This is a genomic window from Embleya sp. NPDC059213 (genome assembly GCF_042754445.1).
Taxonomy (GTDB): domain Bacteria; phylum Actinomycetota; class Actinomycetes; order Streptomycetales; family Streptomycetaceae; genus Embleya.
This window is the reverse complement of sequence record NZ_JBHZAV010000089.1, coordinates 1-25,257: the sequence shown is the minus strand read 5'-3', so window position 1 is coordinate 25,257 and position 25,257 is coordinate 1. Positions and strand designations below refer to the sequence as shown.

General features: G+C 71.1%; 25 protein-coding genes and 1 pseudogene. 15 read left to right on the top strand and 11 right to left on the bottom strand.

Annotated features, from left to right (window positions below; all coding sequences use genetic code 11):
* Positions 1-43 precede the first annotated feature (43 nt).
* From recO to ACFXMF_RS28550, 5 genes are all read left to right on the top strand, one after another.
* Positions 44-796, top strand: coding sequence for a DNA repair protein RecO (gene recO / locus ACFXMF_RS28570; RefSeq protein ID WP_360304635.1), 753 nt, complete (start codon positions 44-46; stop codon positions 794-796).
* Between the two features lie 23 nt (positions 797-819).
* A complete protein-coding gene (locus tag ACFXMF_RS28565; RefSeq protein ID WP_380017850.1) occupies positions 820-1,716 on the top strand; it encodes an isoprenyl transferase in 897 nt (298 codons plus the stop codon).
* A 118-nt stretch (positions 1,717-1,834) separates the two neighbouring features.
* Entirely contained in the window at positions 1,835-2,920 is a 1,086-nt protein-coding gene (locus ACFXMF_RS28560) for a permease (protein WP_379990276.1), read from the top strand.
* Positions 2,917-3,705 (top strand): TIGR03943 family putative permease subunit, encoded by a 789-nt coding sequence (locus tag ACFXMF_RS28555; RefSeq protein ID WP_360304641.1) that lies wholly within the window; start codon positions 2,917-2,919, stop codon positions 3,703-3,705. The genes ACFXMF_RS28560 and ACFXMF_RS28555 overlap by 4 nt, the downstream gene beginning before the upstream one ends.
* 146 nt (positions 3,706-3,851) lie before the next feature.
* A complete protein-coding gene (locus ACFXMF_RS28550; protein WP_379990277.1) occupies positions 3,852-4,406 on the top strand; it encodes a hypothetical protein in 555 nt (184 codons plus the stop codon).
* A 15-nt stretch (positions 4,407-4,421) separates the two neighbouring features.
* Here ACFXMF_RS28550 and ACFXMF_RS28545 read toward each other — a convergent pair whose 3' ends face one another.
* From ACFXMF_RS28545 to ACFXMF_RS28530, 4 genes are all read right to left on the bottom strand, one after another.
* The gene (locus ACFXMF_RS28545; RefSeq protein WP_020553159.1) at positions 4,422-4,841 is read right to left on the bottom strand and encodes a Fur family transcriptional regulator; all 420 of its coding nucleotides are present in this window, start codon (positions 4,839-4,841) and stop codon (positions 4,422-4,424) included.
* Positions 4,842-4,910: 69 nt separating this feature from the next.
* Positions 4,911-5,822: a metal ABC transporter permease gene (locus ACFXMF_RS28540; protein WP_360304645.1), complete on the bottom strand. Its 912-nt coding sequence runs from the start codon at positions 5,820-5,822 to the stop codon at positions 4,911-4,913.
* Positions 5,819-6,595 carry a metal ABC transporter ATP-binding protein gene (locus ACFXMF_RS28535; protein ID WP_379990278.1) on the bottom strand — a complete coding sequence of 259 codons (777 nt, stop codon included), beginning with the start codon at positions 6,593-6,595 and terminating at the stop codon, positions 5,819-5,821. Before ACFXMF_RS28535 ends, ACFXMF_RS28540 begins: the two co-directional genes overlap by 4 nt.
* Positions 6,592-7,554, bottom strand: a complete 963-nt coding sequence (locus tag ACFXMF_RS28530) for a metal ABC transporter substrate-binding protein (RefSeq protein ID WP_360304649.1) — start codon at positions 7,552-7,554, stop codon at positions 6,592-6,594. Before ACFXMF_RS28530 ends, ACFXMF_RS28535 begins: the two co-directional genes overlap by 4 nt.
* A 163-nt stretch (positions 7,555-7,717) precedes the next feature.
* Here ACFXMF_RS28530 and ACFXMF_RS28525 point away from each other — a divergent pair, with 163 nt between their 5' ends.
* Positions 7,718-9,100, top strand: a complete 1,383-nt coding sequence (locus ACFXMF_RS28525; protein ID WP_360304650.1) for a glycine--tRNA ligase — start codon at positions 7,718-7,720, stop codon at positions 9,098-9,100.
* A 115-nt stretch (positions 9,101-9,215) separates the two neighbouring features.
* Here the strand turns inward: ACFXMF_RS28525 and ACFXMF_RS28520 are convergent, their stop codons facing one another.
* Entirely contained in the window at positions 9,216-10,211 is a 996-nt protein-coding gene (locus ACFXMF_RS28520; RefSeq protein WP_360304652.1) for a hypothetical protein, read from the bottom strand.
* A 15-nt stretch (positions 10,212-10,226) separates the two neighbouring features.
* Positions 10,227-10,880, bottom strand: a complete 654-nt coding sequence (locus tag ACFXMF_RS28515; protein ID WP_360304654.1) for an NADAR family protein — start codon at positions 10,878-10,880, stop codon at positions 10,227-10,229.
* A 119-nt stretch (positions 10,881-10,999) separates the two neighbouring features.
* Here ACFXMF_RS28515 and dusB point away from each other — a divergent pair, with 119 nt between their 5' ends.
* Both dusB and ACFXMF_RS28505 read left to right on the top strand, forming a co-directional pair.
* The gene (gene dusB / locus ACFXMF_RS28510; protein WP_360304656.1) at positions 11,000-12,196 is read left to right on the top strand and encodes a tRNA dihydrouridine synthase DusB; all 1,197 of its coding nucleotides are present in this window, start codon (positions 11,000-11,002) and stop codon (positions 12,194-12,196) included.
* Between the two features lie 71 nt (positions 12,197-12,267).
* On the top strand, positions 12,268-12,849 hold the full coding sequence (locus tag ACFXMF_RS28505; protein ID WP_020553151.1) for a TetR/AcrR family transcriptional regulator: 582 nt from the start codon (positions 12,268-12,270) through the stop codon (positions 12,847-12,849).
* A gap of 86 nt (positions 12,850-12,935) precedes the next feature.
* Here the strand turns inward: ACFXMF_RS28505 and ACFXMF_RS28500 are convergent.
* Positions 12,936-13,361 (bottom strand): annotated as a pseudogene (locus ACFXMF_RS28500) (peptidoglycan DD-metalloendopeptidase family protein); the annotation flags it as partial.
* A 406-nt stretch (positions 13,362-13,767) separates the two neighbouring features.
* Between ACFXMF_RS28500 and rpsB the strand changes: the two are divergent.
* From rpsB to rlmN, 6 genes are all read left to right on the top strand, one after another.
* Entirely contained in the window at positions 13,768-14,709 is a 942-nt protein-coding gene (rpsB, locus tag ACFXMF_RS28495; protein WP_360304658.1) for a 30S ribosomal protein S2, read from the top strand.
* Positions 14,710-14,914: 205 nt separating this feature from the next.
* Positions 14,915-15,748 (top strand): translation elongation factor Ts, encoded by an 834-nt coding sequence (gene tsf, locus ACFXMF_RS28490; protein WP_360304660.1) that lies wholly within the window; start codon positions 14,915-14,917, stop codon positions 15,746-15,748.
* 82 nt (positions 15,749-15,830) lie between these two features.
* The gene (pyrH, locus tag ACFXMF_RS28485; protein ID WP_078977400.1) at positions 15,831-16,640 is read left to right on the top strand and encodes a UMP kinase; all 810 of its coding nucleotides are present in this window, start codon (positions 15,831-15,833) and stop codon (positions 16,638-16,640) included.
* A gap of 32 nt (positions 16,641-16,672) precedes the next feature.
* On the top strand, positions 16,673-17,230 hold the full coding sequence (gene frr / locus ACFXMF_RS28480; RefSeq protein WP_360304662.1) for a ribosome recycling factor: 558 nt from the start codon (positions 16,673-16,675) through the stop codon (positions 17,228-17,230).
* A complete protein-coding gene (locus ACFXMF_RS28475) occupies positions 17,230-18,495 on the top strand; it encodes a phosphatidate cytidylyltransferase (protein WP_360304664.1) in 1,266 nt (421 codons plus the stop codon). The genes frr and ACFXMF_RS28475 overlap by 1 nt, the downstream gene beginning before the upstream one ends.
* A 96-nt stretch (positions 18,496-18,591) precedes the next feature.
* The gene (gene rlmN / locus ACFXMF_RS28470) at positions 18,592-19,698 is read left to right on the top strand and encodes a 23S rRNA (adenine(2503)-C(2))-methyltransferase RlmN (protein ID WP_360304666.1); all 1,107 of its coding nucleotides are present in this window, start codon (positions 18,592-18,594) and stop codon (positions 19,696-19,698) included.
* Positions 19,699-20,055: 357 nt separating this feature from the next.
* Here the strand turns inward: rlmN and ACFXMF_RS28465 are convergent, their stop codons facing one another.
* Positions 20,056-21,294 carry a hypothetical protein gene (locus tag ACFXMF_RS28465; protein WP_360304668.1) on the bottom strand — a complete coding sequence of 413 codons (1,239 nt, stop codon included), beginning with the start codon at positions 21,292-21,294 and terminating at the stop codon, positions 20,056-20,058.
* A gap of 4 nt (positions 21,295-21,298) precedes the next feature.
* Positions 21,299-22,051, bottom strand: a complete 753-nt coding sequence (locus ACFXMF_RS28460; RefSeq protein ID WP_360304670.1) for an ATP-binding cassette domain-containing protein — start codon at positions 22,049-22,051, stop codon at positions 21,299-21,301.
* Positions 22,052-22,229: 178 nt separating this feature from the next.
* On the opposite strand from ACFXMF_RS28460, the gene ACFXMF_RS28455 reads away from it, so the two are divergent.
* Positions 22,230-23,030 (top strand): tyrosine-protein phosphatase, encoded by an 801-nt coding sequence (locus tag ACFXMF_RS28455; protein ID WP_379991341.1) that lies wholly within the window; start codon positions 22,230-22,232, stop codon positions 23,028-23,030.
* A gap of 58 nt (positions 23,031-23,088) precedes the next feature.
* On the opposite strand, the gene ACFXMF_RS28450 is transcribed toward ACFXMF_RS28455, so the two are convergent.
* Entirely contained in the window at positions 23,089-24,468 is a 1,380-nt protein-coding gene (locus tag ACFXMF_RS28450; RefSeq protein WP_360304674.1) for an FAD-dependent oxidoreductase, read from the bottom strand.
* Entirely contained in the window at positions 24,465-25,121 is a 657-nt protein-coding gene (locus ACFXMF_RS28445) for a pyridoxamine 5'-phosphate oxidase family protein (RefSeq protein ID WP_360304676.1), read from the bottom strand. The genes ACFXMF_RS28450 and ACFXMF_RS28445 overlap by 4 nt, the downstream gene beginning before the upstream one ends.
* Between the last annotated feature and the right edge of the window lie 136 nt (positions 25,122-25,257).

Here is a 25,257-nt window from a genome sequence, read left to right as displayed (position 1 = left end):
AGCGCCGCCCCGGCGCGTCGGCCGAGCGCGGCACAATGGGAGCATGAGCCTCCTCCGTGACGAGGGTGTCGTCCTGCGCGCCCAGAAGTTGGGTGAGGCCGATCGCATCATCACCCTCCTGACCCGCGACCACGGCATCGTGCGCGCCGTCGCCCGCGGGGTGCGCAAGACCAAGTCGAAGTTCGGCGCCCGGGTCGAGCCGTTCGCGCACGTGGACATCCAATTCTTCACCCGGGGCAGCGACTTCCCCGGTCGCGGCCTGCCGATCATCACGCAGGCGGAGACCCTGGGCGCGTACGGCGGTCGCCTCGCGCTGGACTACCCGGCGTACACCGCCGGGACGGCGATCCTGGAGACCGCCGAGCGGCTGACCGACCACGAGCGCGGCCAGCCGGCGCTCCAGCAGTACCTGCTGCTGATCGGTGCCCTGCGCACCCTCGCGATGGGCAGCCACGAGCCCGGCCTGGTGCTGGACGCGTTCCTGCTCCGTTCGCTCGCGGTGGCGGGTTACGCGCCCAGTTTCGTCGACTGCGCGCGCTGCGGCCTGGACGGACCGAACCGGTTCTTCTCCGTGCAGGGCGGTGGGACGGTGTGCGGCGACTGCCGTCCGGCCGGATCCGTCGTACCCTCACCCGAGACCCTTTCCCTGCTCGGTGCGTTGTTGACCGGCGACTGGGGCCGAGCCGACGCGAGCGAGCCGCGGCACCGGCGCGAGGGCAGCGGCCTGGTGGCCGCGTATCTGCAATGGCATCTGGAGCGGGGCATCCGCTCGTTGAGATTGGTGGAGAGATCGTGAGTCAGTCGCGTGGCCGCTTCGGCCTGTTCCCCCGCCGCCGGCGGGCCGAGTCGGCGCCCGCCCGGGCGGCTCGCGAGCAGCGGCACTACCGCGACCCGAAGCCGCACGCCGAGGGGGCGCTGCCCCCGGAGATCCCGGCCGACCTGGTGCCCCGGCACGTGGCGCTGGTGATGGACGGCAACGGTCGCTGGGCCAAGGAGCGCGGTCTGGCCCGCACCGACGGGCACACCGCGGGCGAGGCGTCGTTGTTCGACGTGGTCGAGGGCGCCGCGCAGATCGGCGTCAAATACGTCTCCGCGTATGCCTTTTCCACCGAGAACTGGAAGCGTTCGCCCGAGGAGGTGCGCTTCCTGATGGGCTTCAACATCGACACGATCCACCGGCGGATCGACGAGATGGACGAGCTCGGCGTGCGGATCCGCTGGTGCGGTCGGCGGCCCCGGTTGTGGGCGAGCGTGATCCGGGAGCTGGAGATCGCCGAGGAGCGGACCAAGGACAACACCAACCTCACCCTGGCGATGTGCATCAACTACGGCGGCCGGGCCGAGATCGCGGACGCCGCCGCGCTGATCGCCCAGGACGTCAAGGCGGGCCGGCTCGACCCGAAGAAGGTCGACGAGAAGTTGTTCGCCAAGTATCTGGACGAGCCGGACATGCCCGATGTGGACCTGTTCATTCGGTCCTCCGGTGAGCAGCGCACGTCCAATTTCCTGCTGTGGCAGTCCGCGTACGCCGAGATGGTCTTCCTCGACGTGTTGTGGCCGGACTTCGACCGGCGGCACATGTGGCAGGCGTGCGAGACGTACGCGTCGCGCGATCGCCGCTACGGCGGCGCGCTGCCGAACGCGGTCGCCGCCGCGGAGTCGGCGGCGGAGCCGGAGCCGGTCTCCTCGGGGTCCTCGGCCGCGTCGAAAGCCTGATCACCCCCGGCGGACCGCTCCCGACCGGCACCGCTCGTCCGAGTGGGCGACGATCGGCGGGTGAAAGGTTCGTAAAGCGGGGTGTGCGCTCGGCGGCAGCCGCTCGATCAATGCGAACATGACCATCATGTTCGAAAAGAGCGCGCCGCCGCGCCCCGCTGCCGCCGCCCGGACGGCGCCACCACCACCGCGCAGCGCCGAGTCGTCCGCGACCGTCGGGTCCGCCTCGCACGGTCGCCCACCCGCCGAGCGGTGGCGGCCGGGCCAACTCGAATTCTTCGTCCTCGCGCTGGTCGTGCTGCTGTTCGCCCAGCCGTGGATCGTGGATCGACTCGGCGCGCCCGCGGTGCAGACCTGGGCCACCGTGTTCGTCGCGATCTCCGTGCAGGCGCTGCCGTTCCTGGTGCTCGGCACGCTGCTGTCGGCGGCGATCACCGCGTTCGTGCCGCCGTCGGTGTTCACCAAGGTGTTGCCCGGACGGCAGTCCCTGGCGGTGCCGGTCGCGGGCGCGGCCGGGGCGATCCTGCCCGGTTGCGAGTGCGCGTCCGTGCCGGTGGCCAGTGGGCTGATGGCGCGCGGGGTGGCGCCCGCCGCGGCGTTGGCGTTCCTGTTGTCCTCGCCCGCGATCAACCCGATCGTGCTGACCGCGACCGCGGTGGCCTTTCCCAAACAACCCGAGATGGTGCTCGCCCGGTTCGTGGCCTCGCTCGGCACGGCGGTGCTGATGGGCTGGTTGTGGGCACGATTCGGTCGGCCCGAGTGGATCAAGGTGATGCGCCGCCCGCACGATCACGGCGGCAACGGCAAGTGGGAGAACTTCCGGCTCGCGCTGCAGCACGACTTCCTGCACGCGGGCGGCTTCCTGGTGATCGGCGCGCTCACCGCCGCGACGCTGAACGTCACGGTGCCCAAGCACGTGATCGACGCGGTCTCCGGTTCGCCGTGGTTCGCGGTGCTCGCGCTGGCCTTCCTCGCGGTGGTGCTCGCGGTCTGCTCGGAGGCGGACGCGTTCGTGGCGGCGAGTCTGATCGGTTTCTCGCCGACCGCGAAACTGGCCTTCATGGTGGTCGGCCCGATGGTGGACGTGAAGTTGATCGCGCTCCAGTCGGGCACCTTCGGGCGCGGCTTCGCGGCCCGGTTCTCCTCGGCCACGTTCGTGGTCGCGATCGTGGCGAGCTACGGCGTCGGATGGTGGTTGTTGTGAGGCGGGACGTCCAGGCGGTGTTGTTGATCCTGATCGGCGGTGCGCTGCTGCGGATCTCGCTGACCGACATGTACCTGCGCTACGTCAAGGACGGGCTGCGTCCCGCGTTGCTCGCGGCGGGCGTGATCCTGCTCGTGGTCGGCCTGATCTCCGTGGTGCGGGACGGGATCCAGCGGCGGGCCGAGGAGCCGGCCGCGGCGCACGCGTCCGCGGAGGCGACCGGGCCCGCCGAGGGGCACGTCGCCGAACCGGCGGACGAGGGCGGGCACGGCCACGACCACTCGGCCGGCCCGCGCGCGGCCTGGTTGTTGTGCCTGCCGGTGCTCGCGCTGTTCCTGATCGCGCCGCCCGCGCTCGGTTCGTACACCGCCTCGCGCTCGGACAACGTGGTGGCCAAGCCGGCCGCCGCCTCGAACGACGCGGGCTTCCCGGCGCTGCCGCCGGGGGATCCGTTGCCGATGACCCTGGCGGACTTCCTGATCCGCTCGGTCTGGGACACCACCGCGCCGCTCAAGGACCGCAACGTCCAGCTCACCGGCTTCGTCACGCCCGGCAAGGCGCCCGGCACGTGGTACGTCACTCGGATGGTGATCAGTTGCTGCGCCGCCGACGCGTTCGCCCGCAAGATCGAGGTGCACGGCGTCGCGGCGCCCCCCACCGACTCGTGGGTGAGCGTCACCGGCCGCTGGCTGCCCAACGGCCAGATCCAGGCGGACGACGCGATGCCCGCGCTGACCGCGACGCGGGTCGATCACATCCCGACGCCGCGGGAGCCGTACGAGTAGATCCGCTGTCACGATGTCACGGTCGCGTCACCGCCGCGTTCGCGTCCTGCGAGCGCGGCGGCGGCGCGACGCCCCCGCTCCTACCGTGAGTTCGCGGACGGATCGCCTGGGGAGGACGATCCGCCGGACAACCGGGGGGAATTGCCATGGGTCGGGGAATGCGTCGTGCCGTCGTCGCGGCGATCATCGTGGGTGTCATGGGGTCGGGCGCGACCGCGTGTCAAAAGAACAAGGGCGGTTCGGACGCCGACCGCAAGCAGGGCACGACCGGCGAGGCGCCGAAGGTCTCGGACCAGGACGGCAGGGCCGGCGACGGTGATCTGCGGGTCGAGGGCGTGTTCCTGAGCGTCACGCCCGGCACGCTGGCCGGCGTCCGGTGCAAGAGCGCGTTCATGGAGACCTTCATCGGCACGATCAGCTTCGCCGACGGGCACAAGGGCGGGCGGATCACCATCAGCTACGGCGGATCCTCCGGCGGCATGAAGCAGGAGAAGATCGAGGTGCCCGCCGGGAAGAAGTCGATCACCAAGACGTTCGCCTACTCGGAGTTCCTCTACGGCGCTTCGATCGCGGCCGGGCAGCTCAACGTGCTGGAGCCCAACCGGGTCGGGTCGGCCACCGTGCGGCCCACCGGGACGTGCACCGAGGGCGGGACCTGGGGTGGCACGACGGCCGGTACGACCGGGGGTGGCACCTGGTAGCCGATCGGGCCGGGTTCAGTCGGCGGCGTTCGCGCACTGTGCGCAGGTGCCGAAGATCTCCAACTCGTGCGAGACGTCGCCGAAGCCGTGTTCGGCGGCGATCCGGTTGGCCCAGCGCTCGACCGCCGGGCCCTCGACCTCGACGGTGCGGCCACAGGAGCGGCAGACGAGGTGGTGGTGGTGGCCGCGGCTGCACCGACGGTAGACCGACTCGCCGTCCTGGGTGCGCAGCACGTCCACCTCGTCCGCGTCCGCCAGCGCCTGGAGGGTGCGGTAGACGGTGGTCAGCCCGACCGCCTCGCCGCGCTGCTTGAGCAGGTCGTGCAGGTCCTGCGCGCTGCGGAAGTCCTCGATCTCGTCGAGGAGGGCCGATACGGCGGCACGCTGCCGGGTGGACCGACCCCGAACCGGGCTCGCGCCGTGGGCGGTGGTCACCTGGGTGCCTCCTCGATCACTACGGGCCGGACGGCGCGCTGTTCTCGTGCCGGCGCGGTGTGTCCATGTCTAGGTCGCCATTGTGCCGGCGCCGGGCACCTCCGCGTCCACCTGTACGTCGTCGACCCGAGCCGGGCCGGCCTCGGCCGCGGCGGCCTCCGCGCGCCGGGCCCGGCGCCGGTTCAGCGGTGTCGCGAGCAGACCCACCAGGACGAACAACGCGATGGCGAGCAGCACGATGGTGGCCCCGGGCGGCGCGTCGACGTAGTAGGTCAGTGCCGTACCGGAGACCGAGACCAGCACGCCGACCACGATCGAGAGCGCGGCGGTCATCGAGAACGTGCGCGAGAGTTGCTGGGCGACCGCGACCGGGACCACCATCAGCGCACTCACCAGGAGCAGCCCCACCACCCGCATGGCGACCGTCACGGTGACCGCCGCGGTGACCGCGAGCAGCAGGTTCAGCGCGCGCACCGGCAGTCCGGTCACCCGGGCGAAGTCCTCGTCCTGGCACACCGTGAACAACGCGCGGCGCAGGCCCAGGGTGACCACGAGCACCGCGACGGCCAGGATCGTGATGATCCGGATGTCCTCCGGCGAGACCGAGGTCAGCGAACCGAACAGGTACGACTGGAGGTTGGCGTTGGAGCCCTCCGGGGCGAGGTTGATCAGCATCACGCCGCCCGCGATGCCGCCGTAGAAGAGCACGGACAGCGCGACGTCGCCGCTGACCCGGTTGCGTTCGCGGATCAGCTCGATCAGCACCGCACCCGCGGACGCGGTGAGCACCGCGGTCCACACCGGGGAGGTGCTGAGCAGGAAGCCCAGGCCCACGCCGGTCAGGGCGACGTGTCCGATGCCGTCGCCCATGAACGCCTGCCGGCGCTGGACCAGGTAGACGCCGACGGCGGGCGCGGCCATGCCCACGAGCAGGGCCGCGAGCAGCGCGCGCTGCATGAAGGGGAAGTCCAGGATCGTCACGAGAGCAGTCCCATCCCGGCGTGGTGCACGGTGTGATCGTCGTGCGGGTGTACGTGGTCGTGGCCCGGCAGCGCGTGTTGGCCGACCGCCCTGGGCGGCGGGCCGTCGTGGCACACGCAGCCCTCGCGCAGCACCACCGCGCGGTCGATCAGCGGCTCCAGCGGGCCGAGTTCGTGCAGGACGAGCAGGACCGCCCGGCCCTGCTCCTGCTGGGCGCGCAGGGTGCCCGCGAGTACCTCCTGGCTGCGCAGGTCCACGCCCGCCATCGGCTCGTCCATGATCAGCAGGTCGGGGCGGCGGGCCAGGGCGCGGGCGATCAGCACCCGCTGCTGCTGGCCGCCGGACAGGTGCGCGATGCCGTCGCGGGCGCGGTCGAGCATGCCGACCGCGGCCAGCGCCTCGTCCACGGCGGCCCGACCCCGGCGACCCGGGCCCAGCACGCGGCGGCCGTCGAGCAGGCCGGAGGTGACCACTTCGCGCACGCTGGCCGGGACACCCGCGGCGGCGGTGGTGCGCTGCGGCACGTAGCCGATCCGGGACCAGTCGCGGAAGCGGGCGAACGGCGTGTCGAACAGTTCGATCGTGCCGCCGGTCAACGGGACCAGGCCGACCAGGGTGCGGACCAGGGTGGACTTGCCCGAGCCGTTGGCGCCGAGCAGGGCGACCACCTCGCCGGGGTGCACGCTCAGGTCCACTCCGCGCAGTACCGGCCGGCCGCCCAGGGACGCGGTGCCGCCGATCAGTCGGGCGACCGGTGCCTGAAGTCGTGTCATGAGCAGCCGAGTCCCTTCCGCAGCGCGTCCAGGTTGGCGCGCATCACCGAGAAGTAATCGTTCTCGGCCTCGTTTTTTATGCCCTCCAGCGGATCCAGGACGGCGGTTTCGATGTTCAGGTCCCGGGCGAGGACCTTGGCGGTCTTGGGCTCGGCCAGGGTTTCGAAGTAGATCGTGGTCACCCCGCGTTCGCGGGCCAGCTTCTGGATGTCGGCGCGGCGGGCGGGGGAGGGCTCGGATTCCGGGTTGACGCCGTTCACCCCGATCTGGTTCAGGTGGTAACGCTCCGCGAGGTAGCCGAAGGCGGCGTGGGCGGTCACGAAGTCCCGGCGGGCGCACGTGGTCAGCCCGGCGGTGAACTCGCCGTCGAGGGTGTTCAGGCGCGTGGTCAGGTCGGCGGCGCGGGCGCGGTAGTCCGCCGCGTTGGCCGGGTCCGCGGCGGCGAGCGATTCGCCCACGCCGCCGGCGATCGCGGCGAGCCGGGTCGGGTCCAGCCACACGTGCGGATCGCCGTGCTCGGCGTCCGCGTGATCGTGGCCCTCGTGCCCGCCCTCCTCGGCGCCGTGCACCTCGGTGCCGTGCTCCTCCAGCGGCGCGAATTTGCCGGCCTCGACGGTGTGCTTGGGTTTGTTCTGCGAGATCGCCTTGTCCACCGCGGGCTGCAGGCCCTTGAGGTAGACCACCAGATCGGCCTGCGAGACCGCGCCGACCTGCTTGGGGGTCAGCTCCAGATCGTGCGGCTCGGCGCCGGCCTTGGTCAGGTTCGTCACCTTCACGTGCGGCCCGCCGACCTGCTGGGCAATGAATTTCATCGGATAGAACGCCGCGATCACCCGCAGCTTCGCGCCCGCGCCGGTGTCCGCCTTCGCGTCGTCGGTGCCGGCGCATCCGGAGAGCAACAAGGCGGACGCGGCGGCGGCCGCAAGCAGGGCAGCCGGGGCGGTGCGGCGTATCTTCATGACAATGATTCTCAACTAGAATGACAATCGTTGTCAATAATAGCGGAATGGGCCAACCGTGGCGGAGTCGGTCGCGGGCATAAGGATTTACCGGGGCGACCGGCGCGCCGGTAGCCTGTGCCGACACTGTCACTGCCCGCATCGTCGCACCGAAGAGAGCATTGTGGCCGCCGACAAAATCGACACCATCGTCAGCCTGAGCAAGCGCCGAGGCTTCGTTTACCCCTGTAGTGAGATCTACGGCGGCCAGAGGGCCGCCTGGGACTACGGTCCCCTCGGCGTGGAGCTCAAGGAGAACATCAAGCGCCAGTGGTGGCGCACGATGGTCACCTCGCGTGACGACATCGTCGGTCTGGACTCCTCCGTCATCCTGGCCCGCGAGGTGTGGGAGGCGTCCGGTCACGTCGAGGCGTTCGTCGACCCGCTGACCGAGTGCACCTCGTGCCACAAGCGCTACCGCGCCGACCACCTCGAAGAGGCGTACGAGGCCAAGCGCGGCAAGCTGCCGGAGAACGGCCTCGCCGACATCACCTGTCCCAACTGCGGGAACAAGGGCACCTTCACCGAGCCCAAGATGTTCAACGGGCTGCTCCAGACCTTCCTCGGCCCCACCCAGGACGAGTCCGGCCGCGCGTTCCTGCGCCCGGAGACCGCCCAGGGCATCTTCGTCAACTACAAGGCCGTCGAGCAGACCTCGCGCAAGAAGCCGCCGTTCGGCATCGCCCAGACCGGCAAGAGCTTCCGCAACGAGATCACCCCCGGCAACTTCATCTTCCGCACGCGCGAGTTCGAGCAGATGGAGATGGAGTTCTTCGTCAAGCCGGGGGAGGACGAGACCTGGCAGGAATACTGGATGCAGCAGCGCTGGGACTGGTACGTCGGTCTCGGCCTCAGCCCCGACAACATGCGCTTCTTCGAGCACCCGAAGGAGAAGTTGTCGCACTACTCCAAGCGCACGGTCGACATCGAGTACCGCTTCAACTTCGGTGGCACCGAGTTCTCCGAGCTGGAGGGCATCGCCAACCGCACGGACTACGACCTGCGCACGCACTCGGAGAAGTCCGGCACCGACCTGTCGTACTTCGACCAGGACGCGGGCGAGCGCTGGTTCCCGTACGTCATCGAGCCCGCCGCGGGCCTGAACCGGGCGATGCTCGCGTTCCTGCTCGACGCGTACTTCGAGGACGAGGCGCCCAACGCCAAGGGCAAGCTGGAAAAGCGCACCGTGCTGCGCCTGGACCCGCGCCTGGCGCCGGTCAAGGCCGCCATCCTGCCGCTGTCGCGCAACACCGACCTGTCGCCCAAGGCCCGCGGGCTGGCCGCGGACCTGCGTCAGTACTGGAACTGCGACTTCGACGACGCCGGTGCGATCGGCCGCCGCTACCGTCGCCAGGACGAGATCGGCACGCCGTTCTGCATCACCGTCGACTTCGACACGCTCGAGGACGACGCGGTGACCGTGCGCTCGCGCGACACCATGCAGCAGGAGCGGGTGTCGCTCGACCAGGTCGTGGGCTATCTCGCGGCGCGGCTGCCGGGCTGCTGACCCGGAGCCGGCCGTAGGCCGGGCAACGAACGTGAGGGGCGCCGTCCACGACGGCGCCCCTCACGTGCATCGCGGCCCGGCCCGGGGCCGTCGCGCGGATCCCGCCCGACCACGCCTAGCCCATCTTGAAGATGCCCGCCACGATCCGGTCCGTCATCCGGTAGTTCAGGTCGCCGAAGACGGCGCTCGCCGCCTTGGAGACCGCCTCGCCCTGGCCCTTGAGCGGCGCGCCGTCGGCCCGGCCGATGTCGATCACCAACACGTAGTGCCCGGTCGTGGTGGAGACCGCGATGTGCTCGGAGCCGTCCTTGAAGGTGATCCCGCTCGACGCGGGAGGTGTGAGCCACGCGGTCGGCGACGTCGCGAACGGAATCGCGTCCAGCGCCTTGCGCAGCTCCTGCGCCTTGGGCTTGTCCGGTACCGAGATCACCGACAGCGTCGCCACGAACTTGCCGGCGGAGTCCTTGTACGACCCGCGCAACACGCCCAGGCAGTCGTTCCGGGTCAGCGCCGAGCCGGTCGCGGTGACCGCCTTCGAGCAGTCCTTGGCCGCCGAGCCGTCGACGGCCAACTGCCGGTACTTGGCGCCGCTGCGCCCGTCGAACTCGCCGGCTTCCTTGAAGAAGTAGTCCGTGGTGAAGGACAACTTGTCGGTGGAGACCGCGTCGATGTCGCTCGTGTTCGGCGGCGGCGCGGACTGGAACCCCTTGGGCTCGTCCGCGGGGGCGGGGGTCGAGCCCTGCGGTGCGGGCAGCGAGCCGCCGTTGTTCACCGGCTTCGGCGAGGAGTTGGCGGCCGGCTTCTTGTCGTCGCCGTCGTCGCCGGAGACGAGGAGGAAGGCCCCGCCGCCGATCACCGCGAGCGCCGCCACCGCGGCCACCGGCACCAGCCACTTCGGCCGCCTCGGCGGCGCGGGCGGCGGCGGCCCGCCGTACCCCTGGCCGTACTGCTGCGGGTACGGCTGACCGTACGGCTGTTGTCCGTGCGTGGGTTGCCCGTAGGGCTGCTGCTGCCCATAGGGCTGCGGACCGTTGTTCGGCTGTCCGTACGGCTGTTGCCCGTGGCCGTAGCCGGGCCCATTCGGGGGCTGCGGGGGCGGGAAGGCACTCATGGTGCGGAGATTAGTTCATCGGGGCGACCCGGCCGGGGCGGATCCACCGGCCCGGCCGGTCGCCGCGACCAGTCGGGCCCGGGTCTCCATCAGCGCGAATCCCAGCAGATTCGACCCGCGCCACAGCTCGGGATCGCCGGCCCGCTCGTCGTCCGCGGCCAGCCCGATGCCCCAGATGCGATCCACCGGGCTGGCCTCGACCAGCACCCGCCGCCCGGTGCCCAGCAAGAAGGCGCCCATCGCCGGGTGTTGCCCGAACTTGGCCACATTGCCGCGCACGATCAACTCGAACCGCTCGTCCAGCCAGCGCCGCTCGTCGAAACCGCGCACCTGCCGACCGATCGCCTTGGCGGCCTTGGGGTGCGCCGCGGCCAACACCCGCCGTTCCGCGTCCGCGTCGTCGAACATCCGCGCCTTGCCCGCCATCATCCAGTGCTCGGCCGTGCGATAGGTCACGTCGTCCACCGTGAACGGCGACGGATACCACTGACTCAGGCAGCTCGAGTCGACGCCGTCGAGCGGCTCCCGATGACCCCAGAAGAAGACGTACTTCACCCGCGGTGTGCGCCGGGCCCGCAGGATCAGCGACGCGACGTCGCGGGGCTCGGCCGTCGGCGCGGCATCCGGCTCGTCGGTCGTCGTCCCGGAATCGGGGGAATCGGTGGTCATGCCCGCGATGGTGTCAGGACCGGCGGACACCCGGCATCCGCTTATTCCCCGAAGGCGTGCCTCCCCGGTGGGCGACAATGGATCGATTCCGTTTCCCGCACCCTTCTGGAGCACCGTCCATGGCACCCGCCGACGCACCCATCCCCGACGCGACCGGCAGCCCGTGGGCGCCGCTGCGCCTGGGCGCCGCGGGCGGTGCGCAGATCTGGCCACCGGTGGTGCTGGCCCCGATGGCCGGAATCACCAACGCGCCGTTCCGCACGTTGTGCCAGGAACAGGCCGAGGCGGCCACCACCGCACGTCCCGCCGGGTTGTACGTCAGCGAGATGATCACCACCCGCGCTTTGGTCGAGCGGGACGCCAAGACGCTGCGCCTGATCCGCTTCGCCGACACCGAGCGCCCGCGCAGCATCCAGCTCTACGGCGTCGACCCGGACATCGTCGGCCGCGCGGTGGCGATGATCGTGGACGAGGACCTGGCCGACCACATCGACCTCAACTTCGGCTGCCCGGTGCCCAAGGTCACCCGCAAGGGCGGCGGCTCGGCGCTGCCCTACAAGCGCAACCTGCTGCGCGACATCCTGCGCTCGGCGGTCAAGAACGCCCGCGGCGTGCCGGTCACCATCAAGATGCGCAAGGGCATCGACGACGACCACCTGACCTACCTCGACGCGGGCCGGATCGCCGTGGACGAGGGCGTCACCTGGGTCGCCCTGCACGGCCGCACCGCCGAGCAGCACTACGGCGGCACCGCCGACTGGTCGGCCATCGCCCGGCTCAAGGAGGTCGTCACCGACATCCCGGTGCTCGGCAACGGCGACATCTGGGACGCCGAGGACGCGTTGCGGATGATGCGCGAGACCGGCTGCGACGGCGTCGTGGTGGGCCGCGGCTGTCTGGGTCGCCCGTGGTTGTTCCGCGACCTGGTCTCCGCGTTCGAGGGCAGCGCCGACCGGGCCCGCCCGACCCTGGGCGAGGCCACCGCGATCATGCGCCGGCACGCGGTGCTGCTCGCCGAGTGGATCGGCGACGAGGCGCACGGCGTGACCGACCTGCGCAAGCACGTCGCGTGGTACATGAAGGGCTTCTCGGTCGGCGGCACCATCCGCCGCGGCCTGGCCACCGCGAGCAGCCTGGCCGAACTCGACGACTGGTTCGGCCGGCTCGACCTGGACCAGCCCTGGCCGATCGGCGCCGACGGGCCGCGCGGACGCACCGCCGGCGGCAAGCGGGTCGTGCTGCCCGAGGGCTGGCTGGACGACCCCGAGTGCGCGCTGCCCCCGGTCGACGCGGAGCTGGACCACTCCGGCGGCTGACCCAGGCCCGGGCGGCGGAGAATTCCACAAGGTCCCGTTTGCCACCCACAGTGACGTCGTACAGTGAGTGGATGCCCAAGATTCGAGCGTCCTCCGTCGCCGAACACCGCGCGATGCAGCACGCCGCGCTGCTCGACGCCGCGCGGAGCCTGCTCGACGAGGGCGGTTTCGCCGCACTGACCTTCCCCGCGCTGGCCGAACGCACCGGGCTGGCCCGCTCCTCGCTCTACGAATACTTCGCCTCGCGCGCGGCCGTGGTCGAGGAACTGTGCGCGGTGGACCTGCCCGCGTGGGTGGCCGAGGTCGAGGACGCGATGGGCGCGACCGAGGACCCGGCGCAAAAGATCGCGGCCTACGTGGCCCGCCAGTTGGAACTGGTCGGTGATCGCCGTCATCGGGTGGTGGTCGCGATCTCCACCGGCGAACTGGACGCGAACGCGCGCGAACGCATCCGGGCCGCCCACGGGCGCATCGTCGAACTCGTGGTGGACGCACTGGCCGCACTGGGCCACCGGGACCCGATGCTGGTGGCGACCCTGGTCCAGGGCATGGTCGACGCGGCGGTCCGGCGGATCGAGTGTGGCGCCGACCCCGGCGCGGTCGAGGCGGCCACGCTGGCCCTGGTGCTCGGCGGCGTCGCCCGGGTCGGATAGCTCGCGCCGTTCGGATACAGCCGCACCCGCACCCGGCGCAGCAACGTGAGCGGATCCCGATACTCGGGCACCAGCAATCCCCAGTGCAGGCACGGCTCGCCCAGATGGAACGGCCCCGGAGCCAACTCCCCGAGCGGCTCGCCCGCCGCGATCGCCCGCCCGGCCGACACCGACGCGAGCACCGGCTCGTAGGTCGTGCGCACGGCGCCGTGCCGCACGCTGACCACACCCCGCCCGGCCACCGATCCGGCGAACACCACCACCCCCGCGCCCGCCGACCGCACCGGTTGCCCGACCCGGGCCGCGAGATCGACCCCACGATGCCCGGCCGACCAGGCCGTTTTCGGCGCCTCGTATCCGCGCAGCAGCACAGGGCGCGGATCCAGCGGCCACACCCACCGCCGGGGCGGCGCCGCCGCGCGCACCGCCCCGGGCGCGGCCGGCGGCCCGGCCGTCGCCAACACGGCGGTGAGCAACAACAGCACCGGCACGATCGAACCTCGGCCCCGCATCGATACGTTCATGCCCTCAGGTTGACCATCCACGACCGGGCGCGGACCAACGCGCGCTCGGCTGTGGATAAATGGCCATCTATCGCGTGTGGACAACTTTTTCCATACCAAGGGTCAAAAAATGCCGGCCGGAAGGCGAGTCGCTCGGCCGCGCGCGGTTCCCGTACACTTCCCGGAGCGGCCCGGCCTTCCGGGTCGACTTCGCGCGCCCACCTTCGAGCCGCCGACGTCCCGCATGGCGAGACGCCACCGAGCGGGACTCGATGGGGACACCTCTCGGTCCGGGAATCCGCAAGGACCTCGGCGTGGTGTCGCGGGCGTCAGGCGTGGCGGCGACCCGTCGTCACGGCACAACCGAGAGTCCCGGGCACGATCGCCGGGACGAGAGCCCAAGGAGCGTACGGCCATGGCCGTCGTCACGATGCGGGAGCTGCTGGAAAGCGGCGTCCACTTCGGTCACCAGACCCGCCGCTGGAACCCGAAGATGAAGCGCTTCATCTTCACGGAGCGCAACGGCATCTACATCATCGACCTGCTCCAGTCGCTGTCGTACATCGACCGCGCCTACGAGTTCGTCAAGGAGACCGTCGCCCACGGTGGCACGATCCTCTTCGTCGGCACCAAGAAGCAGGCGCAGGAAGCGATCGCCGAGCAGGCGACGCGCGTGGGCATGCCCTACGTCAACCAGCGCTGGCTCGGCGGCATGCTGACCAACTTCTCGACGGTCTACAAGCGCCTCCAGCGCCTGAAGGAACTCGAGCAGCTCGACTTCGACGACGTGGCCGGCTCGGGCATGACGAAGAAGGAACTGCTCGTCCTCAAGCGCGAGAAGGACAAGCTGGCGAAGACCCTCGGCGGCATCCGCGACATGCAGCGCGTGCCTTCGGCCGTGTGGATCGTGGACACCAAGAAGGAGCACATCGGCGTCGGCGAGGCCCGGAAGCTGCACATCCCGGTCGTCGCGATCCTCGACACCAACTGTGACCCCGACGAGGTCGACTACAAGATCCCGGGCAACGACGACGCGATCCGCTCGGTCACGCTGCTCACCCGCGTGATCGCCGACGCCGTCGCCGACGGTCTCATGTCGCGTGCCGGTGGCGCCGCCGCCGACACCAAGGCCACCGCCGGCGAGCCCCTCGCCGACTGGGAGCGCGAGCTGCTCGAGGCCGGCAAGAAGGAAGAGGCCGCTCCGGCCGAGGCCGCCCCCGCCGCCGACGAGGTCGTCGAGTCCGGCTCGGTCACCGAGGCCGATGTCGTGGCCGAGGCCGAGACCGGCGAAGCCGCTCCGGCCGCCGAGGCTGCGACCACCGAGGCGCCGGCCGCCGAGGCCGACCCGCAGGTCTGACCCTGGAACGAGGGGTACGACGGCCCGGCCGACGTACCCCTCGCCCTGTGCCGGGCCCCGATCACGGTGCGTGCGTATTCCGTACGTCCCCGTATGTGTCGGAATACCGCACAGCCCCTTGACCTTCATCGGGTGGGACGACAGCCTCACCCGCAGTCGCTCGGTGCAACCGGGCCGCTGACCCGAGAGACGAGAGAATCAGGACATGGCGAACTTCTCCGCCGCGGACGTGAAGAAGCTCCGTGAGCTCACCGCCGCAGGCATGATGGACTGCAAGAAGGCCCTCGAAGAGGCCGAAGGTGACGTCGACAAGGCTGTCGAGATCCTTCGCGTCAAGGGCCAGAAGGGCGTCACCAAGCGCGAGGGCCGCTCGGCCTCCAACGGTGCGGTCGTCGCGCTGCTCGACGGCACCGCCTCCGGTGTCCTGGTCGAGCTCAAGTGCGAGACCGACTTCGTGGCCAAGAGCCCGAAGTTCATCGAGGCCGCCAACGCGATCGCCGCGCACGTCGCCAAGTCCTCGCCCGCCGACCTCGCCGCGCTGCTCGCGAGCGAGATCGAGGCCGGCAAGACCGTCCAGCAGTACGTGGACGACGCCAACGTCGCGCTCGGCGAGAAGATCGTGCTGGACCGCTTCGTGCAGTACGCCGACGGCTTCGTCGCCGCGTACCTGCACAAGACCAGCCCCGACCTGCCCGCGCAGATCGGTGTCCTGATCGAGCTGGACGGCGCCGACGCCGAGGTCGCCAAGGACGTCGCGCAGCACATCGCCGCGTTCTCGCCCACCGTGCTCACCCGCGAGGACGTCCCGGCCGAGACGGTCGAGACCGAGCGTCGCGTGGCCGAGGCCACCGCGCGCGAGGAGGGCAAGCCCGAGGCCGCCCTGGCCCGGATCGTCGAGGGCCGGGTGACCGGTTACTTCAAGGACAACGTGCTGCTCGACCAGGCGTTCGCCAAGGACAGCAAGAAGTCCGTGGGCAAGGTCCTGGACGAGGCCGGCGTCAAGGTCAAGCGCTTCACCCGGTTCAAGGTCGGCGTCTGATCGCCCCTCGCACCACCTCGCCCCGCCTTGGAAACCACCGCGGTCGGGGCATGCAATAGGTATGAACGCAGTGAACAGCAGTATGGCGAGGAGGCCGCAAGGCGTGGAGGGAACCGTGCAGGAAACCGAAACGAAAGCGGCCTCCTCGTCGTCCGCCGAGGGCGACGAGCCGAACCCCTACGCGCGCCGGGTGCTGCTCAAGCTCTCCGGTGAGGCGTTCGCGGGCGGCGGCGCCCTGGGCGTCGACCCCGACACCGTGCAGACCATCGCGCTCCAGATCGCCGATGTGGTCCGCCGCGGCACGCAGGTCGCCATCGTCATCGGCGGCGGCAACTTCTTCCGCGGCGCCGAGTTGCAGATCCGCGGCATGGACCGCGCCCGCTCGGACTACATGGGCATGCTCGGCACCGTGATGAACTGCCTCGCGCTCCAGGACTTCCTGGAGAAGCAGGGCATCGACACCCGCGTGCAGACCGCCATCACGATGGGCCAGGTCGCCGAGCCGTACATCCCGCGCCGCGCCGTGCGACACCTGGAAAAGGGTCGCGTGGTCATCTTCGGCGCGGGCATGGGCATGCCCTACTTCTCCACCGACACCACGGCCGCCCAGCGTGCCCTCGAGATCGACGCGGTCGCGTTGCTCATGGCCAAGGGTGTCGACGGCGTATACGACTGCGACCCGAAGTCCAACCCGGACGCGGTCATGTTCGATCGTCTGGATCACGCCGAGGTGCTCGCCCGCGGGCTCAAGGTCGCGGACGCCACCGCGATCAGCCTGTGCATGGACAACGAACTGCCGATCGTCGTCTTCAACCTGCTCGTCGAGGGCAACATCGCCCGCGCCGTGCGGGGTGAGAAGATCGGCACCTTGGTCAGCCGTACCGACGGCTGATCGACGGCGACAGGACCGGGACAGGAGCCGACATGATCGACGAGATTCTCCTCGAGGCCGAGGAAAAGATGGAGAAGGCCGTCGTGGTCGCCAAGGACGACTTCGCGGCGATCCGTACGGGCCGGGCCACCCCGGCCATGTTCAACAAGATCCTCGTGGACTACTACGGCTCGCCCACTCCGGTGAACCAGCTCGCGTCGTTCACCACGCCCGAGCCGCGCATGGTCATCGTGACCCCGTTCGACCGCGGCTCGACCAACGCGATCGTCAAGGCGATCCGTGACTCCGACCTCGGGGTCAACCCGACCGACGACGGCAAGCTCATCCGCGTGGTCTTCCCGCAGCTCACCGAGGAACGCCGCAAGGAGTTCATCAAGCTGGCGCGGGGCAAGGGCGAGGACGCGAAGATCTCGTTGCGGGCGATCCGCCGCAAGGCGAAGGAAACGCTCGACAAGCTGGTCAAGGACGGCGAGAGCGGCGAGGACGAGGTGCGCCGCGCCGAGAAGGAACTCGACGACACGACCCACAAGTACGTCGCGCAGATCGACGAGTTGCTCAAGCACAAGGAAGCCGAGCTGCTCGAAGTCTGATGAACGACTCGACCTGGGGCGGTACGCCGCCGGCCGATCCGCCCGCGGGAGCGCACCCCGATCTGCCGCCCGGCCACGACCCGTACGGGGCGTACGGCGCGTGGCCGGAGCAGGTCCCGGACGCACCGACGGGTCAGGATCAGGCCCACTACGACGCGGTCCGGTCCGGCGGCTACGGGGACGGCGCCACTCGTGCGCAGCAGCACTTTCCCGCCGGCGTCGGGGTACGGACACAGGATGACCACACGCAGGTGCTGTCACCGATCGCGGGTCACGACCCGGGCGACGAACCGGACCTCCGCTCGGGTTCGTCCGCGCGGGAGGATTCCGCTCGTGTGGACGCGGCTCGGCTCGAGCCCCGGCGTGAGGGGCTCGTGGTGACCGAGGAGCCGCCTGCCAAACCGGTCGGCAAGGCCGGTCGCAATCTGCCCCAGGCGATCGCCGTCGGCGCCGGGCTCGGCGGGATCATCGTCGCCTCGCTGCTGACCCTGCCGGTGTTGTTCGTCGGCGTCGTGCTGCTCGCGGTACTGGTCGGACTGTGGGAGCTGGCCGGTGCGTTCGGTCGGGCCGAGGCGGTCGCCGACGCGTCGGGTCGGACCGCACAGGGCGCCACCGTCGGGCGCGGCATCCGCATCCCGGTGATACCGCTCGCGGTCGGCACGGTGGCGATGCTCGTCGCCGCCTATGCGCGCGGCGCGGAGGGGCTCGCGATCGCCACCGCGCTGACCGCGATCGCGGTGATGCTCTGGCGGATGACCGAGGGCCCGGAAGACTTCCTGCGGGACATGACGGCCGGTGTGTTCACCGTCTTCTACCTGCCGTTCCTGGCCGGGTTCGCGGTGCTCATGCTCGCCGACGACGACGGCGCCCAACGGGTGCTGACCTTCATCATCCTGGTGGTCTGTGCGGACACCGGCGCGTACGCGGCCGGAGTCACCTCCGGCGGTCCGCACAAGATGGCGCCGAGGATCAGCCCCGGCAAGAGCTGGGAGGGCTTCGCCGGCGGAGTGTTCCTGGCCGCCGTCGCGGGCGCGGTCTGTGTGACGACCATGCTCGACGGCGAGTGGTGGCAGGGCGCCGTGGTGGGCGTCGCCGCCGCGGCGGTGTCCGCGCTCGGGGACCTGGCCGAATCGATGATCAAGCGGGACCTCAAGGTCAAGGACATGGGCAACCTGCTGCCCGGTCACGGCGGCCTGATGGACCGGCTCGACTCGTTGCTGGCCGCCGCCCCCGTGGTGTGGCTGCTGCTCGCCGCATTCGTATGACCCGGACCTGATCCGGCGAAGAACCGGACAGGCCGCGTGTGCACGAGAGCGGGGTCGATCCGGCCCCGCCCGTACACCTGCGACACTGGACGAGCCATGCCCAAACCAGGAGAACTCACCTTCACCGCGCCGCCGCGTCGTTCGAAGCCGCCGCGCCACCTTGCCGACCTCAACCCCGCCGAGCGCCGCGAGGCCGTGGCCGAGCTGGGCGAGAAGCCGTTTCGCGCGGCTCAACTGTCCAAGCACTACTTCGGTCACCTCTCGGACGACCCCGAGCAGTGGACCGACATGCCCGCCGCGTCCCGGTCCAAGCTGGCCGAGGCGTTGCTGCCCGCGCTGATGACGTCCGTGCGGGACATCTCCTGCGACGACGGCGCGACGCGCAAGTCGTTGTGGAAGCTCTTCGACGGCACGCTCGTCGAGGCCGTGCTGATGCGCTATCCCGACCGGGTCACCATGTGTGTGTCCTCGCAGGCGGGTTGCGGGATGAACTGCCCGTTCTGCGCCACCGGCCAGGCGGGTCTGACCCGCAACCTGTCCACCGGCGAGATCGTCGAGCAGGTGCTCGCCGGCGCCCGGGCACTGGCCCGCGGCGAGGTGCCCGGCGGCCCCGGCCGGGTCAGCAACATCGTCTTCATGGGCATGGGCGAGCCGCTCGCCAACTACAAGGCGGTGGTCGGCGCGGTGCGTCGGCTGACCGACCCGAGCCCGGACGGACTGGGCATCTCCGCCCGTTCGGTGACCATGTCGACGGTCGGTCTGGTGCCGGCGATGTACAAGCTCGCCGACGAACGCATCCCGGTCACCCTCGCGCTGTCCCTGCACGCGCCGGACGACGACCTGCGCAACACGCTCGTGCCGGTCAACACGCGCTGGGACGTACGCGAGGTGCTGGACGCCGCGTGGCACTACGAAGGCGTCACCGGCCGACGGGTGTCCATCGAGTACGCGCTGATCAAGGACATCAACGACCACGGCTGGCGGGCCGACCTGCTCGGGCGCCGGCTCAAGAACCACAACGCGCACGTCAACCTGATCCCGCTCAACCCCACCCCGGGGTCGAAGTGGACCGCGTCGACGGCCGAACGCCAGGAGGAGTTCGTCCGCCTGCTGACCAAGCACGGCGTGCCGGTCACCGTCCGGGACACCCGGGGCCGGGACATCGACGGGGCGTGCGGCCAGCTCGCCGCCGCCGAGGTCTGAGCACCGGCCGGCAAGTCGGACATCCGGGACAGGTCACGGGTGCGCGGCGCGGCGATATAGAACGGGTAACGAATCCTTATCGGATCCTTAGGCGCCCCAGGGCAGACTGATCTCAGTGCCAAGCCGCCGGATCCTTTGATCCCCCCGTTCGAATGATCCGGCGGTGGCACGCCCAAGCCGCCGGTCGAAGGGACACGATCCGGCGCACGGCTCGGGGTCGCGTGGCCCCCGAGACGATAAGCACTTCGAGCCCGTCGCGGAAGGGGACGCCGCGCCGGGCTCGAAGTGTTTTCCCATGTCCGCACCGATGCGGCGGAGCTTTTCGCCCGGTCCGTTCGCGCGCTTCCCGACCTCGGCTCAGGCTCCCCGGCGCAGGCCGGGCCGTTCGTCCCGCAGGGTCACCACCACCGCCGCGATCAGCGCGAGGGTGAGCAGACCGACCGTCCACACCATGCCCAGCAGGGCCGCGTGGGCGGGGATGGTGGGGAACGAATTCCCCTCGCCGCGCGCCGGCCAGGCCGTCAGCGCGCCGACCGCGATCGCGATCGGCACGCACACCAGCACCGGTACCACCAGCGCGGCCAGGGCCGCGCGGCGATCGATCCGCTCGCCGGCGCCGATCGAGTGCAACGTGTGCGAGGTCTCGCGGCGCGCGGGGCCGTGCTCGACGACCACCGTGAAGAGCATCGCCGCCGCACACGAGGACACCGTCGTCATGATCAGGAACAGCGGGGCGTCGGCCATTTCGGTCGGTGTGTGGTCGCCCGCGAGCCCGCTGGTGGTGATCACCGCGACCGCGACCGTGATCAGACCCAGTGGCAATGTCAGGCCGCGAGCACTCGCCTCGACCCGGCGCGCCGCGCACAACGTCCAGGCCCGACCCGCCCGCACGGCCCAACCCGAGCCCAGCCAGGTCAACAACCACGGCACGGTCAGCGCCGCCCCCAGCAGCACCGCGCCGTAGCCGGCCAGCGCCGCCGGCACCGCGCCGTGCGACAACCGCTCCGGATGGCCCGGGTCGGCGATCAGGTATTGGCCGAGCAGCCCGGCGAGCGCCACCAGCGGTCCGACGTAGGGCGGAACCGGGGGCCGGATCCGGGTCGACGGTCGCCCCGTCGCGTAGCCGGCGGCGAGCACCGCGACCAGGGGCACCGCGGCGAGCACCGCGACCACGCCCGGCCAGGGCGCCGAAGCGCCGATCAGCAGCAGGCGCCGGACCGGGGCAGGCGGTGCGGCCGGCAACGTGCGCAGCGCCAGATGCGCCTGCACCCCGGCGAACGACCCGGCCAAGGCGGTGACCGCGACCTCGGACACCACCGAGTCCCGACTCCGCCGGTTCGCGTCGGCGGCTTGCCCCGGGAGCGTCAGGCGAAGGCCGATCGTGACCAACACCGCCACCGCGCCCAGCACCGGCAGCGCCGCGAGCACCGGCCCGAGCAGGGCCGGGCCGGGCGGTTCGACCGGCAGCGCCCAGGCCAGCAGGCACAACAGCACGATCGTGGCGGCGCCGGCCACCGCCGCGCCGGCGAGCACCCGCACGGCGTCGACCCCGGAGGCGCCGTGCCACGCGTTGCGCAACCGGCCGGCGGGGGCCACGGGTCTACCACCCGTCCGCATGCGGGTCGGGGCGGCCCTCGCGCAGGGCCAGACAGTGGTCCGCGTGTGCGGCCACCCGCCGATGGGCGGTGGCCAGCACCAGCGTCATCCCGTGCGAGCGCACCGCGGAGACCAGGATCCGCATCAGGTGGTCCAACTCGGCCCCCACCAGATCGTGGGCCGGTTCGTCCGCGAACACCACGGCCGGGCGGGTGACCAGGGCCCGGGCGACCGCCGCGCGGCGCAACAACGCGGGGCCCAGGCCGGTGGGCCGGGATTCGGCGTGCTCGGTCACGTCCAGCCGATCCATCCAGTGCCGGGCGATCGCGAACGCCTCGGCCCGGCGGACCCGGTCCAGCAGCAGCGGCAGCGCCACGTTCTCCGCCACGGTCAACTCCGGCAGCAGCCGGGTACGGCCGTCGACGAGCCCGAAGTGCCGACGTCGCAACGCGGTCCGGCCCTTCTCGTCGAGCACGTGCATCGGGCCGCTGTTGAACCACACCTCGCCGCAGTCGGGGGCGACCACCCCGGACAGACAAGCGAGCAGCGCCGACTTACCGGCGCCGGCGGGACCGGTGATCGCGAACGTCTCGTCGGCCCGGACCGCCGCGGAGACGTCCCGCAGCAGGGTGACCGGACCCTGGGTCAGGGTCAGCCCGCGGCCGCGCAGGATGTCGTTGTCGGGCGGGGTGGTCGGTACGCCGGCGACGACGGCGCGCCGCTCATGGGCTCTCGCCGGGCGGGACGACAGGGACATGGCACACCTCCCGCAGAGAAACGTTCGTTGCCACCCGTCTCCTCCAACGAGCATCCGGTCGCCGGGTTGCGGCAGGGAGGACAAACCCCTCACTCGGGGAATGCTGCCGGCGGCGGACGTTCGCGCGCACCATGATGAGGCGAACAGGTGTATCGAACGCGTTCCGAACGGGGTGCACATGAACCGCCGACTCGATCTTCCGGATCTCCTCAATGCCCGCGACGTCGGCGACCTACCGCTGATCGACGGGGGAGTCACTCGTACGGGCGTACTGATGCGGTGCGAGACCCCGGATCTGCTGACCCCCGCGGGCATCGATCGGCTGACCCACACCTACCGCGTGCGCCACGTGCTGGACCTGCGTTCGGACGGCGAAGGGCTGCCGCTCGCGCAGTGGCCGGGCGTGATCCGGCACCGGTTGCCGCTGCTGGGCCGACGTTCGGCGCTGGCCGCCGACCGGGCCGCGGTCGGCGACATCTCGGCGGGGCAGACCCAGGGCCTGGAGTTGGACGAGGACATCGACCTGGGCAGCGTGGACGAGTTCGGCGCGGGGTTGTTGTACATGCGGATGGCCGAGCGGGGCGGCGAGTCCTACGTGCGTTCGCTGGAGATCCTGGCCGGTGACGATGGGGTGCCGGCGCTGGTGCACTGTACGGCGGGCAAGGACCGGACCGGGATCCTGGTCGCGCTGCTGTTGTCGGTCGCGGGGGTGGAGCGGGAGGCGATCATCGCCGACTACACCGAGACCGAGGTGCACCTGGTGGAGATGTTCGAGCGGATCGACCGGTTGCCCCGGCAGCCGCGGATCGACCCGTCCCATCCGGTGGCCCCGGCGATGCGCGGAGCGGCCCGCGCCTCGATCGACACGTTCCTGCGCGTGCTCGCCGAGCGGCACGGCTCGGCGGCGGATTTCCTGCTCAAGGCGGGTGCGGCGCCGGAGCATCTGGAGACCTGGCGTCGCCTCATCCGGGGGCGGTGACCCGATCGTTCCCGGGTCACGGGTCACCGCTTCGTCGGTGTGCCCGGTGGCCCGGGGCTCAGTGGCCCAGGAACCGGCCGAACGCGTGCGCGAGTCGGGATTCCTTCCCGGTGCGCTTCTCCTCGGCGTCCGCGCCCGCCATCACCCGCAGGCCGACGTTGGTGCCGATCCAGCGCAGCGGCTCCGGTTCCCACTTGGGCGAGCGGTGTCGCACCCAGGGCAGCCGGGTCAGCTCGGTGTACTCGTCGCGGATCAGGTCGGCGAGGGTGCGGCCCGCGAGGTTCGCGGTGCCCACGCCGTCGCCGACGTAGCCGCCGGCCCAGGCCAGGCGGCGGGCGCGGTCCAGGCCACAGCTCGCGTACCAGTCGCGGGCCACGCCCAGCGGTCCGCCCCAGGTGTGGGTGACCTCGGCGTCGCCGATCGCCGGGAACAGTTCGGCGATCACCCGACGCAGTTCGGCGAAGACGCCCTCGTCCCGGTCGAACTCGGGCCGCACCCTGGAGCCGAAGTGGTACGGCGCGCCGCGCCCGCCGAAGGCCAGCCGGTCGTCGGCGGTGCGCTGCCCGTAGATGATCAGGTGTCGCATGTCGCTGAAGCTCTCCCGGCGGGCCAGGCCCGCCTCGGCCCAGAACGACTTCGGCAGCGGCTCGGTGGCGATCATCAGCGAGTACACCGGGGCCAGGTCGCGATGGAAGCCGGCCAGCTCGGGGGTGTAGCCCTCGGTGGCCCGGACCACCACGTCGGCCCGGACCCGGCCGTGCGGGGTGCTCGCGACACCGTCCTCGATCGCGGTCACGGGGGTGTGCTCGTGGATGGTCACGCCCAGCCGGGTCACCGCGGCGGCCAGCCCCCGGGCCAGCTTGGCGGGGTGCACGACCGCGCAGTGCGGCGTGTAGGTGCCGCCGAGCACGTCGGTGGCGCCGACCATCGCGTGGGCCTCGGCGGCGTCCAGCAGCCGGGCGTCCAAGTCGTCGAAGCCCCACGCGTGTTCGTCCGCGACCAGTTGGCGGGCCCGGTCCAATTGCACCGGGGTGCGGGCCAGCACCACGGTGCCGCCCTTGGCGAAGTCGCAGTCGATGCCCTCCGCCGCGACCACCCGGCCGACCTCGTCCACGGTCGCGTTCATCACCCGCTGCTGGGCGATCGCCCGCTCGCGGGTGCTGCTTCGGGCCACCTTGGCCATCGACGCGGGGAACAGCGCCGAGCACCAGCCGCCGTTGCGGCCGGAGGCGCCGAATCCGGCGACCTCCCGTTCCAGGACCACGATCCGCAACGACGGGTCCGCCTGGGCCAGGTAGTACGCGGTCCACAGGCCGGTGTAGCCGGCGCCGACGATGGCCACGTCCACGTCCAGGTCGCCCGCGAGCGGCGGTCGTGGCGTGATGTCCTCGCCGAGGGTGTCGAACCACAACGACAGGTCCCGGTAGTCGGTGGTCATCGTCGCCACTTCCTCAGATAGTCCGGTGCGGGTAGATCGAAGCGCAGGTCGGGGGCGGTCACCGGCTCGCCGAACCGCTCGGTGAGCGGCACCACGCCGGCCCAGATCGGGGTGTCCAGGTCCTCGTCCGCGTCGTCCGGGGGACCGGCCGAGATCTTCACCGAGGTCTCGTCCAGGGGCAGGGCGAGCACCAGCGTCGCGGCGAGTTCCTTGGCCCGGTGCGGGCGCAACTCGCCCCGGCGGCCGGGCAGCAGCCGGTCGGTGAGCAGGTCCAGCGCGGCGACCTTCTCGTCCTCGGGCACCACGACGCACGAGCCGAGCACCATCGCGCTGCGGTAGTGCATGGACGATTCGAACGCCGAGCGGGCCAGTACCAGGCCGTCGAGCAGGGTCACGGTCAGGCAGGTCGGGGCACCCTCGGCCAGGCCGCGGAAGAGCCGGCTGCCGGTCGAGCCGTGGATCAACACCCGTTCGCCGTCCCGGGCATAGGCGACCGGGAGGACGAACGGCCGACCCTGCTCGTCGGTGATCGCGAGGTGCCCGACCAGGCCGGCGTCGAGCACGGCGTGCAGCGCGGTCCGGTCCGGCACGGCGTGGTGGGGCAGGCGGCGTATCCGGGTACGGGGGGTGGAGCCGGGCGTGGGGTGGCTCATCGGGCCTCTTCGGTGCTGCGAGCGCGGCGCGGGCCGGCGCGGGCGATTCGATGTCGTGATGTCGGTACTTCTTGGTTTTTCGGGCGATTTCATCCCGGATATGAGTCTGCCGCCGTCGCGCACTGGCGTGTGCCTG

Excerpts from the sequence above, each read along its gene's own strand:
- recO (WP_360304635.1), top strand. The coding sequence starts at position 44 with ATGAGCCTCCTCCGTGACGAGGGTGTCGTCCTGCGCGCCCAGAAGTTG.
- ACFXMF_RS28560 (WP_379990276.1), top strand. The coding sequence starts at position 1,835 with ATGACCATCATGTTCGAAAAGAGCGCGCCGCCGCGCCCCGCTGCCGCC.
- ACFXMF_RS28550 (WP_379990277.1), top strand. The coding sequence starts at position 3,852 with ATGGGTCGGGGAATGCGTCGTGCCGTCGTCGCGGCGATCATCGTGGGT.
- ACFXMF_RS28535 (WP_379990278.1), bottom strand. The coding sequence starts at position 6,595 with ATGACACGACTTCAGGCACCGGTCGCCCGACTGATCGGCGGCACCGCG.
- ACFXMF_RS28530 (WP_360304649.1), bottom strand. The coding sequence starts at position 7,554 with ATGAAGATACGCCGCACCGCCCCGGCTGCCCTGCTTGCGGCCGCCGCC.
- ACFXMF_RS28520 (WP_360304652.1), bottom strand. The coding sequence starts at position 10,211 with ATGAGTGCCTTCCCGCCCCCGCAGCCCCCGAATGGGCCCGGCTACGGC.
- ACFXMF_RS28515 (WP_360304654.1), bottom strand. The coding sequence starts at position 10,880 with ATGACCACCGATTCCCCCGATTCCGGGACGACGACCGACGAGCCGGAT.
- dusB (WP_360304656.1), top strand. The coding sequence starts at position 11,000 with ATGGCACCCGCCGACGCACCCATCCCCGACGCGACCGGCAGCCCGTGG.
- ACFXMF_RS28505 (WP_020553151.1), top strand. The coding sequence starts at position 12,268 with ATGCCCAAGATTCGAGCGTCCTCCGTCGCCGAACACCGCGCGATGCAG.
- rpsB (WP_360304658.1), top strand. The coding sequence starts at position 13,768 with ATGGCCGTCGTCACGATGCGGGAGCTGCTGGAAAGCGGCGTCCACTTC.
- tsf (WP_360304660.1), top strand. The coding sequence starts at position 14,915 with ATGGCGAACTTCTCCGCCGCGGACGTGAAGAAGCTCCGTGAGCTCACC.
- pyrH (WP_078977400.1), top strand. The coding sequence starts at position 15,831 with ATGGCGAGGAGGCCGCAAGGCGTGGAGGGAACCGTGCAGGAAACCGAA.
- frr (WP_360304662.1), top strand. The coding sequence starts at position 16,673 with ATGATCGACGAGATTCTCCTCGAGGCCGAGGAAAAGATGGAGAAGGCC.
- ACFXMF_RS28475 (WP_360304664.1), top strand. The coding sequence starts at position 17,230 with ATGAACGACTCGACCTGGGGCGGTACGCCGCCGGCCGATCCGCCCGCG.
- rlmN (WP_360304666.1), top strand. The coding sequence starts at position 18,592 with ATGCCCAAACCAGGAGAACTCACCTTCACCGCGCCGCCGCGTCGTTCG.
- ACFXMF_RS28460 (WP_360304670.1), bottom strand. The coding sequence starts at position 22,051 with ATGTCCCTGTCGTCCCGCCCGGCGAGAGCCCATGAGCGGCGCGCCGTC.
- ACFXMF_RS28455 (WP_379991341.1), top strand. The coding sequence starts at position 22,230 with ATGAACCGCCGACTCGATCTTCCGGATCTCCTCAATGCCCGCGACGTC.
- ACFXMF_RS28450 (WP_360304674.1), bottom strand. The coding sequence starts at position 24,468 with ATGACCACCGACTACCGGGACCTGTCGTTGTGGTTCGACACCCTCGGC.
- ACFXMF_RS28445 (WP_360304676.1), bottom strand. The coding sequence starts at position 25,121 with ATGAGCCACCCCACGCCCGGCTCCACCCCCCGTACCCGGATACGCCGC.